This window comes from Aliikangiella coralliicola, assembly GCF_007004725.1.
GTDB classification, from domain to species: Bacteria; Pseudomonadota; Gammaproteobacteria; order Enterobacterales; family Kangiellaceae; genus Aliikangiella; species Aliikangiella coralliicola.
In genome coordinates this window covers 12,442-26,352 of the sequence record NZ_ML660173.1, presented here as the reverse complement: position 1 = coordinate 26,352, position 13,911 = coordinate 12,442, and the positions used below count along the sequence as shown (strand labels likewise).

The window sequence follows — 13,911 nt, the reverse complement described above, 5'->3', positions numbered from 1 at the left end:
ATAACCGGCAAAAGTGGGCTATATGCTCACAAGCTTAACTAACAATCGCTTACAAAAAAACGCTCTATTTACGGCTTGTCAATAAGTGAAAGATCACTCATTATTAACATTGCTTTCTCATCACGAATGATGGCTCAGCAATTTTTAGTAAAAAACGTAGTAACGAGTAAATTGATCTGGCCTGAATCGAATTTTTTCCAATCAATTTACCCCTTTTGTTGACTATATTCGTTAAGTTTGACGATGAAGACATAATCCTTATGCAGGAGAATATTAAATGCTAAAAAACATACCTCCCCCGGAAAAAACACTTTACACAGTAAACGCGATTGAACGACTGCTAACTATAAGCAATGCCGCTAATCAACGGCTTATTGCCGAAGACTTAGCGTTTAATATCAGAGAAGTTGCTGAAGGTCGCTTGAGCGAATTAGAATTTCTAAGCCAACTTATTAGCATGGTGAACACAGTAGAAAACGAACGCACAGCGCGGAACGAGATAAGATAAAGCTAAATCGATAAAACTGGATCGATAAAATAAACCCCATAAAAATATGGCCAAGAATATCATCTTTGGCCTTAATAATAGCCCGCCTCAACATTGAAAGTTAATAATTATCATTAAGACTCTGATTACTTCTTGAATACTCATTTATGATTTCCAACTAGCTCGACATGATGTCCTTCAAAAAGGACCATTTAGTCAACGGGTCTTCGCGTCATGAAAAGCCGCCCTTTTCCAACTATCTTCAATCTTGACCCAAAAATGCGTAAATCGAATATCAATGTTAAACGGCTCCTTTCCTTTTACGCCACTGGCAATATTACGTCCCGTGACTACAGCAGAGTCGCCATGAAAATAAACCTTAAGTTCTTCAGTTTTATAGAAATCATATTTCAGCAACCCATTGTCCAGTTCTTGTTTTCTCGTTTTTAGCCATCCTAGCCATGCTTGCTTTCCAAATGGTTTACTACCTGAGTTTGTATGAACATAATTATCTGTCAGCATTTTATCCAGTATTTTTAAATCTGCTTTTACAAACGCACTGGAAAACTTTTCGATAGCGCTTCTTAGTAATTTCTCTTCTGGTGAATTTTCAGAAGCAGAAAATGCCAAGCCACTCCATGTTATGGCTAATAAAAAAACGCACCAACGAAATAATGAAAGATGCTTCAGCATAGTGTTCCCCCAACCTTTTTCAGGTAAATAACTTATTTAGTTTAATTACAAAAAACAATACCAGTAAATAATTCCGTTTTCGCCCACTTTGATTTAAGCTGTTTTCTCGAATAAAAAATACAGCCAAAGGCGTTCGAGTTGTCTAGACCCAATAAAAAAGTTCCAGAAAAAACAATCAATATTTATTGTAAAAAATGTAAGGCTTTGTTGTACAAATATCACAAAGGCGGCAAAGGCGCATTAATCAAATGTTTTATCGAGCGTATCGCAGTTGACTACACTCAGCAACCCTGTACTTGTCCTAATTGCCAACAGGTCTTTGCACGCGAAACTTTAATTCGAGGCATTCCTGCTTATAAGATGATTAGCGGAAAAGTTCAATTCAAATAAACTCTCGGTATCTCAGCGAGCAAACCCGCTACTATTCACATAGGTAGTCATTCACTTAGACAGCCATCACAAAAATATGTTATAAATTGCTGAAACTTCACTGAAAAACGAAGATAAAAATAACAAAACAGAAAAGGCCTATTATTCTCAACGATCCTCGATTTAAATTGCTTTCAGATCCCAGTGTTTTCGAATCTGAATTTCAATCGTGCAACTAATTGGAGTAACTGATGATAACAAAAGCACGTGTATTGATCGCTTCCTTAGCAGCGGTAGCAACATTTTTAATTGCCTGCCAACCGCTAATTGCCAAAGACGAAAAAGAAACGCTGATGTCGAGTGATACATTTGCGGGACTGCAACTCAGAAACATTGGACCTGCCTTTATGTCGGGTCGTATTGCAGATATTGATATATCGCCCGACAACAAAAACATCTGGTATGTCGGTGTGGGTTCCGGCGGTGTTTGGAAAACCACTAACGCAGGAACAACCTGGACCCCCATCTTCGACAACCAGGATGTTTACTCGATTGGCACTGTAACAATTGATCCGAATAATTCCTCAACTATCTGGGTAGGAACAGGTGAAAATGTTAGTGGCCGACACGTTGGGTTTGGCGACGGAATTTACGTCAGCCACGACGCAGGCGCTAGCTGGCAACATAAAGGGTTGAGAGAATCTGAACATATTTCTGAAATCATTGTTCATCCAAACGATCCAAATACACTTTGGGTTGCTGCACAGGGGCCACTCTGGTCGAAAGGTGGTCAACGCGGTTTGTTTAAAACCACCGACGGCGGCAAAAATTGGAAATTAGTTTTAGGGGACAATCAGTGGACAGGCGTAACAGATGTTGTTATCGACCCACGCAACCCGAACCGACTTTACGCTGCAACCTGGCAACGTCACAGAACTGTAGCTGCACTGGTTGACGGTGGACCAGGAACGGGTTTATTTCGTTCAGAAGACGGTGGAGAAAACTGGGTTCAATTGAATCCCGCCAAACACGACCAAAAAGATCTTGAATCACTTTCAAGCAAAAGTGGTTTACCAAAATCAGATATGGGAAAAATCGGTTTAGCAATTTCACCGATTAATCCTGATGTTGTTTACGCAGCAATCGAGTTAAATCGGCGCAAAGGCGCTGTTTATCGTAGTGATAATCGCGGAGCGACCTGGGAAAAACAGTCCGAAGCTGTTGCCGGTGGTACCGGCCCTCACTATTATCAAGAACTTTATGCAAGCCCACACCAGTTTGATCAAATATTTCTCGCCAATGTCCGAATGCTGCAATCTAATGACGGTGGTAAAACTTTCAAGGCGATGAAAGAAAAACACAAGCATTCAGATAACCATTCACTGACATTTACCGCAGACAAAAACTATTTATTAATGGGGTCTGATGGTGGAATTTACGAAAGCTTTGACAACGGTAAAAACTGGCGCTTTATTTCTAACTTGCCAATCACCCAATATTATAAAGTGGCAGTTGATGATGCCGCCCCTTTCTACAATGTATTCGGCGGCACTCAGGACAATGGCACACACGGTGGTCCATCGCGTACCGATAATAGAAACGGTATTCGAAACGCAGATTGGGAAGAAGTGTTATTTGCCGACGGTCACCAACCAGCCACCGAACCCGGAAACCCGGATATTATGTATGCCGAATGGCAACAAGGAAATTTAGTCAGAGTTGATAGAACCAATGGTGAATTAGTCTACATCCAACCACAGCCTGAGGAAGGCGCACCGGAAGAACGCTTTAATTGGGACGCACCTATTTTGGTCAGCCCACACAAACCATCTCGAATTTACCATGCCTCTCAGCGCGTATGGCGTTCTGAAGATCGCGGCGATACCTGGATCGTTATTTCACCAGATTTAACCAATAACCTGGATCGAATTGAGCAACCTATCATGGATAAAGAACCTGGTTGGGATTCTGCCTGGGATATGTGGGCAATGTCTCAATACAGCACCATTACCTCATTGGCTGAATCACCAAAGCAAGAAGGGCTCATTTATGCCGGCACTGACGATGGCCTTATCCAGGTTACAGAAGACGGCGGAAAAAGCTGGCGAAAAATAACAGTAAAAAGTTTACCGGGGATCCCTGCTACAGCATTCGTCAATGACATTAAAGCGGATTTATTTGATGCCAATACCGTTTACGTCGCCCTGGACAATCACAAATTTGGAGATTACAAACCTTATCTTTTAAAAAGTACCAACCGTGGTAAAAGCTGGCAGTCAATTAGCAGTAACCTTCCCAAAAAACACCTCGTTTGGCGAATCGTTCAAGATCATGTTAACCCTGACTTAATGTTCACCGCTACTGAGTTTGGATTATTTTTTACCGTTGACGGAGGTAAGAACTGGGTAGAGTTAAATGGCGGTGTGCCAACAATTTCATTTCGAGATCTGGTTATTCAAAAACGTGAAAATGATCTGATAGCTGCCAGCTTTGGACGCGGCTTTTTTATTCTCGATGACTACAGTGCGCTTCGTTCAATTTCAAAAACTGAACTGAATAAAGAAGCCATTTTGTTCCAACCACGTAAGACCTGGTGGTATATCGAAAATGGTCCGCTCTCGCGGTTTCAGTTGAAAGGTTCACAAGGTGCCAGTTATTATTCGGCGCCGAACCCACCTTTCGGCACTACTTTTACCTACTATCTAAAAGATAGTTTAAAAACGCTAAAACAGAAGCGTCAGAAAGAAGAACAAAAACTCAGAAAAAATAATAAAGGTATCCCCTTTCCTGGCTGGAAAAATGTTGAGGAAGAAAGAAGACAACTAGATCCGCAAATATGGTTAACGGTAAAAAATGATAAGGGCCAAATTGTCAGGCGCATAAAAGGATCAAACAACAAAGGGATTAACCGCGTTACCTGGGATCTGACTATTCCTGACGCTGACGCCATCACCAAAGCAGAAGCGTCACCGGATAATAGTTACATTAAGATTAGCCTGTTATCAGCGCCCGGAGATTACAACGTAAGTTTGAGCAAAGAAGTCGACGGAGAAGTGACAATACTCAATGAGCCGGTTGCCTTTAAAGTAGAGCAAATGACCAAAGGTGCACTAACAGGTTCTAGCGCCAATGAAGCAGCCGCTTTCTGGCAAGCGATCAATGACGTAAAGCGCGATTCAAGTGCAACCCACTTCGTTTTAAACAAAGCACTCGAAAGAGTAAAAATGATCAAACGAGCGATTTCAGAATCGACTGCTGAACCCGGTATACTAGATAAGGAGATTCATCAAATTCGCGCTCACCTGTTAGACATTAATCACAACCTTAATGGCGATCAGTCACGCGGCGAAGTTTACCTTTCAAATGTTAAAACAGTGTCCAACTTAATTGATGTTGCAGAACTTGGCACGGCTTTTTCAAGCTATGGACCAACTCCAACCCATCAACAAAGTCTGGAGCGAGCAAAACAAAAATTACAAAGTGAAAAAGCAAGACTCAAAAAAATCATGGAAGTTCAAATCCCAGCACTTGAAACAAAATTGCGCGAACATGGTGCGCCTTGGGTTAATGGACAAGTTCTTCCATAATAGTTCCGATTGAATAAATACACCTAGTTTCAATTAAAAAGCAGCGCATTTTAAGCGCTGCTTTTTTATCTGTAGAAAAAAACTGACTAGCGCTTCACAAAAATACACTTTCAGTTTAATTTTATTAACGCGAAAAACAATTTAAATATCTCAATTATATTAAGTGATAAAGTTCACAATCTGGCATTGTTCGAATACCAAAAAAATGCAAATCAGGTCAAAGATACTGACTACAATTTTCGTCTCAAAAAACTCAAAACAACATCAAAAAATCGCGCAATAAAAATACAATAAATTGCCCAAATTCTTCTAATCGAATTTCAATCTTCATCAGCAAATACCTCAAAAAATTGTTCGATTAACCACACTACATAATCATAAATTTTGACGAGTTTCCCGTTTTTTTTGAAATTATGACAATTCAATTAAAATATCTTGAATTGTTATTGACAGCGCTGTCAAAAATATGTAATGGTCAAAATATACTCACGATTGAGATTCGAAAAATTGTTATAAGAAAATAAATTCTAAGAGAGGAAATTCTATCGGCAATTAATTTTTATTACCTGTTATAAGTTTTCAGAAAGCGGTTTTCTATTACAAACAAAATTAAAAAAATACCCAAAGTTCCATCTCTTTCAGATGGAGCAAATAAGAAAAAACTGAAACGTGGATGGAGAGGAAATGAAAAACGAAGTCAAACTGTCTCGACTGCTTTTGTGGTCGCTCTTATTTTTATCGCCCAATCTTTTTGCTGCTCCCGGTACACCAAATATCGCCTGGATGCCAACGCAGTATGATGCACCCGCACAATTTACCGTTACCTGGAATATGTGGTGGGGAGAAAACGGAAATCGATGGTACTTACTAGAAAACGGCTCAACTATTCATTCAGGAGATTTAACGCCGAATGGAAACAACAGCCAAACGGGCTCTTTCAATGTCAACCAAAGTGCTGGGGGTCAGTACGAATACATCATCAAACTATGTTCGGGCAATGGAGCAAGTGAATCTTGCACCCAAAGCGCCGGTAAAACAATTACAATCTCAGGCGGCGCAGAGAATCAACCGCCAGCGGTTAACGCAGGCGCAGATGCTTCAACCGAAGTAAATGTCGCCACTCCGCTCAACGGTAGTTACGCCGACGATGGTTTGGCTACACCGGTTACCGCCAGCTGGCAAGTGGTTTCCGGTGCAGGCGCGGTCTCATTTGTTAATCAAAACCAGGCAGCTACTCAAGCAACTTTCGCCTCCGAAGGCGCCTACGTTTTACGCTTAACCGTTAGCGACACTGAATTTACAGTCAGTGACGAAGTTAACGTGACTGTTGTTGCGGAAGCAGTTAATCAACCACCAGTTGCTAATGCCGGCGCAGATATTAACGCCTCAGTCAATCAATTGACTCAGCTTAACGGGAGCTATACTGACGACGGAAAATCATCACCAATCACCGAAAGCTGGACTAAAGTTTCCGGCCCTGGTGTGGTTGTTTTCACTGATGCTGCAAGCGGAAGTACCAGTGCAACTTTCGATGCAGTTGGTAACTATGTTCTTGAATATTCGGTGAACGATTCAGAATTTACTCACACAGATCAAGTTGCAGTAACTGTCACTGACGCACTGCCACCGGAGCAACCTGGAACACCAACCATCGGTTGGACAAACGGCGAAGTTGAAATTCAAAATGGCAAAGCCGACGTGACCATCAGCTGGAACTTGTGGTGGGGAGCTAATGGCAATGAATGGAGACTACTACAAAATGGCGAAGTCGTTCACACTGCCGCACTAACATCAAATGGTTCGTCCGCCCAATCAGGAAGCCACACTGTATCGCTCACTCAAGCCGGTACTTACGAATTTGTAGTTCAGTTATGTAACGTGTCTGGCACTCAGGAAGCATGCAGCAATAGCGCTTCAACGTCCGTGAATGTTATCGATATTAATGGGTGGCCAACAACGCCGGGCGACTACCCTCACCCACTAAAACAGCATAATGAATCATACAACAATACCAGCGGAAAAATGGTAGCCGCCTATTTTGTTGAGTGGGGAATTTATGGACGTAATTATCATGTTGCTGATATACCAGCCGAAAATCTGACTCACATCTTTTACGGGTTTGTTCCGATTTGCGGCCCAAATGAATCCCTACGTCAAGCCAATCCCAGCGGACATTCCGCATTGGTAAAACAATGTGAAGGCAAACAGGACTATGAAGTGGTAATACACGATAAGTATGCAGCGCTGGAAAAACTCTATCCCGGTGATGTAGACGGCAAAGGTGTCGCAGGCATTTTTGGCCAACTTCACCGAATGAAATTAGCCAATCCCGATATAAAAATAATACCGTCAGTGGGCGGTTGGACACTTTCAGATCCTCTCTATGAAATCGGCATTAATCCTGCGGCAAGAAAAATCTTTATTGATTCTATGATTAACTACTTGCGTGATTATCCGTTTTTTGACGGGATTGACATTGACTGGGAATTCCCAGGCGGCGGTGGCGCAAATCCTGATCTGGGTACACCAGAAGACGGCGCTGGCTTTGCCGATTTAATGATCGAATTAAGAGCAGCACTCGATCAATTAAGCGCCGAAACGGGACGAACTTATGAGCTTGCCGCAGCAGTGAATGCCGGATTAGAAAAGATTAGCCGAATTGACTGGGAGCGCGCGCATCAGCCTATGGATCACATTAATGTTATGGCTTATGACTACGCAGGAGCGTGGAATAACGAACTTGGCCATCAAGCATTATTGTATGAAAGTGACCTTTACCAAAACACCAATGTTGGCTTTTACACTGACGCAGCTATCCAGCACTTAATCAGTCGCAATGTTCCCCCAGGGAAAATTACAGTGGGTGTCGCTATGTATGGTCGCGGTTGGAAAGACGTCACAGGTGCCACCGAAGGTAATCCATTTACCGGTACTGGTAACGGTCCAATCAAAGGAAGTTGGGAAGATGGAATAGAGGACTACAAGGCTCTCGAAGAAAATTTCATGAATGGCCCATCCGCAGGGGCTAATGGCTTCGAGCTAGGATGGGATCCCATAGCCAAAGCTGAATACCTTTGGAATTCAACGACAGGAACTCTAATCAGCTTAGATACTGTTCGTTCGACAATCGAAAAAGGTAGTTACGTTAACCAACACAATTTAGGTGGCGTATTCGCCTGGGAAATCGATGCTGACAATGGTCGAATTCTCAACGCAATGCACCAAGGCTTAGGCCACCCTAAAAAATAATATTTCCTCATTAATAAAGGCTCGCAAATCGTGAGCCTTTGTCATTTAAATGAAAATTTGCTGTTTTTGTTTTGGTTAATACATTGCAGTTAGGCCAAGACAATTTTCAGTAACTTCGTTGAAGAAATATTAAAGCAATTAACTGAGGAAAAAGTCATGATAAAGAAAAATAAACTAAGCACATTGTTGCTATTAGTTGGCGGCTCCTTCTCTACATTATCCACTGTCAGTTGGTCTGCGCCTGCTGCACCGAAAGCGCCTAACATCGCATGGATGCCCACAGAGTATACGCTCAACAACGGTAAAGCCGATTACACCATTACCTGGAATATGTGGTGGGGAACCAACGGCAATCTATGGCGCTTAAAACAAAATGGTGCCGTCATTCATTCAGCTTCATTACAGGCAAACGGAAATAGTGCGCAGTCGGATAGCTACCAGGTAACAGTCAACGCCGACGGTAACTATGCCTATGTTGTCAGTCTTTGTAATGTTCAAGGTAACGAAGAAACCTGTGTTGATAGCGCCACTAAAAACATCCAGGTGGGTGCAGGCGATGGCGGTGGAGATCCTGGTGGATTAAAAACACCGGCCGCTCCTAGCTTATCAAATATTAATGGCAATCTGGATTTGAGTGTGGGTGCAGTAGAACTTGCTCTTGAGTGGAATAAATGGTCAGGAGAAAGTGGAACTGTCTGGCACGTTAATCAGAATAATTCGCGCGTTCACACCCAATCTATCCCTGCTCAAAGTCAACAATCAGGATCACATACAGTTAACCTGACAGCTGTTGGAGATTACGTTTTTAAAATAGAGCTTTGTAATGCTAATCAGCAGCAAGAAGTTTGTTCATCCAGTAACACAAAGACAGTAACAGTCACTAAAAGTGGCGGCCAACCCAATCCAGATAAACCGAACCCCATCCCTAAACCTGGCGGTGGTTACACCATGACCCAAGCCGAGATTGATGCAATGGAAGCTCAGTTGACCTCCAGCGAATTATTCCAGCTAGTGAAGGCGTCGATAGCCATTCGCGACAACGATGTGGTAGAAGCAGTGGTGCCAAACCGAGCGGCAAATCCGGAAAACGTTAAACGCGTTGAAGCAATTTTAAATGAAGATCAATGGAACTACACTTTCATTGAAAGACACGAAGATTACTCCTATACGCGATTCTTGCGAGCCGTTGCCAAATTTAAGGCCTTCTGTGGCACCTACACCGACGGTCGGGATTCCGATGCGATTTGCCGCAAATCCCTGGCCACAATGTTCGCTCATTTCACTCAGGAAACCGGTGGCCACAATCCAAATTCAGCGATCGAAGAATGGCGTCAAGGATTGGTTTACTTGCGCGAAATAGGCTGCACTGAGGAAGGTCCTGGATGCGGGTATAACGCAGAATGTTCACCTTCTACCTGGCAAGGCAAAACCTGGGTTTGCGGTAAAAATGCAGACGGCAGCTATAAAAAATACTTTGGCCGCGGCGCTAAACAGTTAAGTTATAACTACAACTACGGTCCGTTTTCTCAAGCCATGTTTGGCGACACTACTGTTCTCCTGAACGATCCTGACCGCGTTGCGCGAACCTGGCTTAACCTGGCATCAGCGGTATTTTTCTTTGTTTATCCGCAGCCTCCCAAGCCAAGCATGTTACATGTCATCGACGGCACCTGGACGCCCAACGCTCATGATTTGAGTTTAGGCATTACCGCAGGCTTTGGCGCCACCACCAATATTATTAATGGTGGTATCGAATGCGGTACAGCTAATGGTCAGGAAAAAGCTCAATCAAAAAATCGAATTGCCTATTACAAAAAACACGCTGCGGCACTCAATGTACCAATAGCCGCTGACGAACAGCTCGGTTGTGCTAATCAGGGCAGGTTCGATACTCAAGGCGCAGGTGCCATGCTAATCAGTCTGGACCAGGACTGGAGTTACCACGCCGATATGCCCGAAGGCAAAAGTTTTATGTGTAAAACCGTAGGTTATCAAACAGCCTACTCTGCGCTAATTCCCGGAGATTATCAAAAATGTGTTGAGCATTATTTTGATGTGGAAGTGGTGCAATAGTTCGTTCAATGCCGGATTTTTTCTCCGGCTTTTTTTAATTAAAACAATCAAAACCAATTCATAATAGAGTACAGAACAATGAAACCAACTAAGCAAAAACTTCTAATAGGTTTAGCTGGCTTGTTTTCTTTAAACAGCCATGCCTTTACCTATGATTGTACCAACCTCCCTGCTTGGCAAAGCAATATTGCCTACACCGGTGGCACTGAAGTACAACACAATAACAAAGCCTATAAAGCTGCGTGGTGGACACAGGGCAATGATCCGGAAACTCATTCTGGACCATGGCAGGAATGGAAATTTCTGGATGACTGCGCGAGCGATAATGTTGCTCCTGAAATCTCGCTGACAGCGCCGAGTGATAATGCTAGTTACACCACTGGTGATAACGTTTCAATTACAGCCAATGCTAGCGATTCTGATGGAACAATTGATAAAGTTGAGTTCTACGTTGATGGTAATTTAACCGCCACCGATAGTACGCAACCTTATTCAACTAACTGGACTGCTGTTTCCGGTGACCACACAATTTACGCAATCGCCTACGATAATTTGCAAGCGAACACGTCGTCAACAAGGGTCAATGTTAGCGTGAGTGACGCACCAAACATACCGCCAAATGTTAGCGTCTCTCAACCCGGCAGCGGTACAGTCGAAGGCAATACCATCACTTTCACCGCAACAGCCAGCGATGATGACGGAACCGTAACAAAAGTTGAATTCTTCGTCGACAATAAGTCAGTTGGCGTTGACACTACCGCTCCTTACTCTATTGAATGGCAAGCGGCTGCTGGCGACCACCAGTTATTCGCTCGTGCGACCGACAACCGCAACGACTCAACCGATTCTACCAGCGTCAGTTTTTCAGTAACTGCCAATGCAGCACCGACTGTCACTGTGGATACGCCCGCTGGTGATATTAAGCAAGGCGACGCAGTTACCTTCACCGCTTCAGCAAGCGATTCTGATGGTGACGTTTCTTCAGTCGAGTTTTTTGTCGACAGTCAATCGATCGGCATCGATACCTCGGCGCCTTATTCTGCAAGCTGGACTGCGACTGCCGGTCAACATAATTTGACAGCAACGGCCACCGATAATCATGGCGCAAAAGGTAACTCAAACAGTGTTAGTTTTACCGTGGCTGGTGACGGCGGAGGCTCTCAAGAAGATTGTCGGCCTGACGGACTATACAGCACGCCTGATGTGAATTCCCAATACTGTGCCATCTATGATCTTGACGGACGAGAAAAAATGGGCGGCGCGAAACGTCGAGTGATTGGTTACTTCACAAGCTGGCGCACGGGTAATAACGGTCCCGCTTATCTGGCCAATCAAATCCCATGGGAGCAATTAACACACATCAATTACGCATTTGCGCACGTTGATCAAAATAATCGCGTATCGGTCGGTAAAGATGGACCAAACAATCCCGCAACAGGGATGGAATGGCCTAATGTTCCAGGCGCTGAAATGGACCCCTCTTTCTCATATAAAGGTCATTTCAATCTTCTTAATAAGTTTAAGAAACAACATACGCATGTTAAAACTTTAATATCTGTCGGTGGCTGGGCAGAAACTGGTGGCTACTTCGATGATAACGGAGATTTTGTCAAAAGCGGTGGTTTCTACACTATGACCACTAACGCTGATAACTCAATTAATCACGCAGGGATCGATACATTTGCCGATTCAGCGGTCGCGTTTATTCGCCAATATGGTTTCGATGGTGTCGACATCGATTATGAATACGCAACATCGATGACCGACGCAGGAAACCCCACTGATTTCCCTATTTCCAACGCTCGTCGCGCGGGACTCAACGCTTCTTACGTTGTGTTAATGAGAGTGCTTAGAGAAAAACTGGACGCCGCTGGGCAAGCAGATTCAACTCACTACATGCTGACTGTCGCAGCGCCTTCTTCAGGTTATCTATTAAGAGGAATGGAAGTTTATGAATCTGCCAAGTACCTCGATTATGTCAACATCATGTCCTATGACTTACACGGTGCGTGGAATCAGTTTGTCGGCCCCAACGCAGCGCTTTACGATAACGGTGAAGATGCAGAATTGCTTGCGTGGAATGCCTACGGCGGACCATACGAAAATATCGGTTACCTGAACACGGACTGGGCTTACCATTACTTCCGCGGCTCACTACCTGCCGGTCGAATCAACATTGGTGTACCTTACTACACCCGTGGCTGGAAAGAAGTTCAAGGTGGAACTAACGGATTATGGGGTACAGCAGAACTACCAAATCAATCAGAGTGTCCAGATGGCACCGGTACCGGTGATACTAACAAATGCGGTTACGGCGCTATCGGCATCGATAATTTATGGCATGATAAAGATGCAAATGGCAACGAAATGGGCGCTGGTTCTAACCCTATGTGGCACGCCAAGAACCTTGAACAAGGTATTTCTGGTGATTATCTTGAAGCCTATGGACTGGATCCTGCTAACAACCCTGATCACCAACTTAAGGGCACTTACACCCGCCACTACAACACCACCATGGTTACTCCCTGGTTATGGAACTCGGAGAAAAAAGTCTATCTTTCAACCGAAGATTTAGAATCAATTAATACCAAAGCTGACTACGTGATTGACAAAGGACTGGGCGGAATCATGTTCTGGGAATTAGCAGGAGACTTTGACTGGGATTCTCAAAATAATCAATACATGATGGGTAGTTCAATGACTCGCGCCATCGCTAATAAATTTGCCAACGCAGCACCTTATGGAAATAAACGTGCAGAAATCGATATGCCTGCTGAGCAAGTCGATATTCGCGTTGAGCTACGTAACTTTGCGTTAGGTGATAGTAACTATCCAATCACACCTGAATTAGTGATTAAAAACCACACCGGCAGTGTTATTGACGGTGGTTCTGAGTTTTATTTTGATTACTCAACCTCAGCGCCTGGTTCAATGAATGATCAAAGCGGTGCTGGTTTAACTGTGGTAGTCGACGGTTCAAATTCAGCGGGTAATAACATTGGCGGTCTGGAAAACAACTTCCATCGAGTGAAGTTTACCTTACCAGCATCACAGACCATACCAGATGGCGGAGAGTGGGCGATAAAAATCAGATACTATCTGCCAACATCAATGCCTTCAAACTGGGTAATAAAAACAAAAGGATTTGAATTTGCCATTAAGCAGGAGCACCCAGAGTTACCGCCAGGCGATCTTAATTCAGGCGACGGATGCTCTGCTTTAGGTGTCGACCCAACAGACTACAATGAGTATCCTGATTGGCCACAAACCGACTGGCAAGGTAACCCAAGTCACGCAGGTCAAGGGGATCGGATGCGTCATAACAGTGCTGTTTATCAAGCCAACTGGTGGACTAAATCGACACCAGGAAGCGATGGAAGCTGGGAATTTGTGTGTAGTTATTAGGGGGGGAATGTTTGATTTAGTGAGCATCAATTTAGTAATTCTTGAATG

6 protein-coding genes are annotated in these 13,911 nt (G+C 43.6%); 5 read left to right on the top strand and 1 reads right to left on the bottom strand.

Annotation, left to right across the window (positions count from 1 at the left end):
• Nucleotides 1-277 precede the first annotated feature (277 nt).
• On the top strand, nt 278-508 hold the full coding sequence (locus FLL46_RS25975; protein ID WP_142935212.1) for a hypothetical protein: 231 nt from the start codon (nt 278-280) through the stop codon (nt 506-508).
• A 195-nt stretch (nt 509-703) separates the two neighbouring features.
• Here FLL46_RS25975 and FLL46_RS25970 read toward each other — a convergent pair whose 3' ends face one another.
• A complete protein-coding gene (locus FLL46_RS25970; protein WP_142935210.1) occupies nt 704-1,180 on the bottom strand; it encodes a nuclear transport factor 2 family protein in 477 nt (158 codons plus the stop codon).
• Between the two features lie 620 nt (nt 1,181-1,800).
• Between FLL46_RS25970 and FLL46_RS25960 the strand changes: the two genes are divergently transcribed.
• From FLL46_RS25960 to FLL46_RS25945, 4 genes are all read left to right on the top strand, one after another.
• On the top strand, nt 1,801-5,136 hold the full coding sequence (locus FLL46_RS25960) for a VPS10 domain-containing protein (RefSeq protein WP_142935206.1): 3,336 nt from the start codon (nt 1,801-1,803) through the stop codon (nt 5,134-5,136).
• A 684-nt stretch (nt 5,137-5,820) separates the two neighbouring features.
• Entirely contained in the window at nt 5,821-8,385 is a 2,565-nt protein-coding gene (locus FLL46_RS25955; protein WP_142935204.1) for a glycosyl hydrolase family 18 protein, read from the top strand.
• A gap of 156 nt (nt 8,386-8,541) precedes the next feature.
• Entirely contained in the window at nt 8,542-10,458 is a 1,917-nt protein-coding gene (locus tag FLL46_RS25950) for a glycoside hydrolase family 19 protein (protein WP_142935202.1), read from the top strand.
• Between the two features lie 78 nt (nt 10,459-10,536).
• Entirely contained in the window at nt 10,537-13,863 is a 3,327-nt protein-coding gene (locus FLL46_RS25945) for a glycosyl hydrolase family 18 protein (RefSeq protein WP_210418824.1), read from the top strand.
• Nucleotides 13,864-13,911 lie beyond the last annotated feature (48 nt).

Excerpts from the sequence above, each read along its gene's own strand:
- FLL46_RS25960 (WP_142935206.1), top strand. The coding sequence starts at position 1,801 with ATGATAACAAAAGCACGTGTATTGATCGCTTCCTTAGCAGCGGTAGCA.
- FLL46_RS25955 (WP_142935204.1), top strand. The coding sequence starts at position 5,821 with ATGAAAAACGAAGTCAAACTGTCTCGACTGCTTTTGTGGTCGCTCTTA.
- FLL46_RS25970 (WP_142935210.1), bottom strand. The coding sequence starts at position 1,180 with ATGCTGAAGCATCTTTCATTATTTCGTTGGTGCGTTTTTTTATTAGCC.
- FLL46_RS25975 (WP_142935212.1), top strand. The coding sequence starts at position 278 with ATGCTAAAAAACATACCTCCCCCGGAAAAAACACTTTACACAGTAAAC.
- FLL46_RS25945 (WP_210418824.1), top strand. The coding sequence starts at position 10,537 with ATGAAACCAACTAAGCAAAAACTTCTAATAGGTTTAGCTGGCTTGTTT.
- FLL46_RS25950 (WP_142935202.1), top strand. The coding sequence starts at position 8,542 with ATGATAAAGAAAAATAAACTAAGCACATTGTTGCTATTAGTTGGCGGC.